We start from the raw sequence: 550 nt of genomic DNA on the forward strand, positions 1-550 counted from the left end.
ACCCGTAACCAGCACCGTGCCCTCAGGATCCAGCGCACGCGCAACACCGCCGCTGTCGCTGCGGTCGCTGGTGCTGGTGCTGGTGCTGTTGTTGTCCGCGGCGCCCGCGACGTCTGCGCGTATCAGGCGGGCGGCGAGCACCTCGCCCCCGCGCACGGCAAGCTCCGGCTCACCGGCAACGGCCACAGCAGCAGCCAGCACATCCCAGTCCACCTCCTCCGACCCAAGGTCGATCAGACGCAGACCACGCTCGGGATGCTCACTGCGAGCCGCCCGCACCAACCCCCACAACGGAGCACACGACAGCCCCTCCAGCCGATCACCCTCCACAGCGGCGATGCCGCCGCGCGTGACCCAGACAAGCTCCGCCGACGCCAGCCGCTCATCGGCCAGCAACCGCTGTGCCACCTCCAGAGCCCCACCGGCCACAGCCAGCGCATCACCACCGGCAGCCGGGCAGGTGGCATCCACCACCACCCACCCCGGAGCGCTTGCCTCCGCAGCATCCAGGCGGGCCAGCAGCGCCTCAAGACCGGCAAAGCTCTCCGCC

At 71.1% G+C, this 550-nt stretch carries 1 protein-coding gene; it reads right to left on the minus strand.

All coding sequences use genetic code 11. The annotated features are described in order from the left end of the window. Nucleotides 1-550, minus strand: a 550-nt coding sequence (locus CCN35_RS28560; RefSeq protein ID WP_158100442.1) for a Rossmann-fold NAD(P)-binding domain-containing protein, incomplete at both ends; no start/stop codon positions are given.

Origin of the sequence: Streptomyces thermovulgaris (assembly GCF_002155915.1) — a bacterium.
GTDB classification, from domain to species: Bacteria; Actinomycetota; Actinomycetes; order Streptomycetales; family Streptomycetaceae; genus Streptomyces; species Streptomyces thermovulgaris.